This is a genomic window from Serratia sp. LTN-2 (assembly GCF_059740205.1).
In genome coordinates this window covers 1-533 of the sequence record NZ_JCAXDO010000103.1, presented here as the reverse complement: position 1 = coordinate 533, position 533 = coordinate 1, and the positions used below count along the sequence as shown (strand labels likewise).

General features: G+C 67.2%; 1 pseudogene. It reads left to right on the top strand.

Annotated elements, in window-relative coordinates:
* Positions 1-533: pseudogene (locus AC6BYQ_RS28570) on the top strand (hypothetical protein); the annotation flags it as partial.

Genomic DNA, 533 nt, shown 5'->3' with positions numbered 1-533 from the left:
ACACCTCGATGGTCTCCGGCGGCCCGGGCTCGTGCCCGGCCGGCAACGACGGCTGTATCGACATCACCAATCCGGGCACGGACAACCCGGGCGTGATCCAGACCGGCACGCCGGCGGTGGATATGGTGAAAATCAGCGGTGCGGACCTGAACGTGGGCACGACGCTGACGGGCTCCTACGTGTATGCGGCAAACGGCGCGGGCGCGGACAGCTCGCATTATGAGTGGACCCTGGATGCACAGGCCTCTGAGCCGGCGAGCACCATCACCACCTCCGGTAACGCTGGCAGCCGCACGCTGGAAGCCGCTGATGCGGGCAAGGTGCTGTGGCTGACGGTGAAGGCGCAGGATGACAAGGCGGTGGCCGGTAACACGGTGGCGGTCAACACCTCGATGGTCTCCGGCGGCCCGGGCTCGTGCCCGGCCGGCAACGACGGCTGTATCGACATCACCAATCCGGGCACGGACAACCCGGGCGTGATCCAGACCGGCACGCCGGCGGTGGATATGGTGAAAATCAGCGGTGCGGACCTG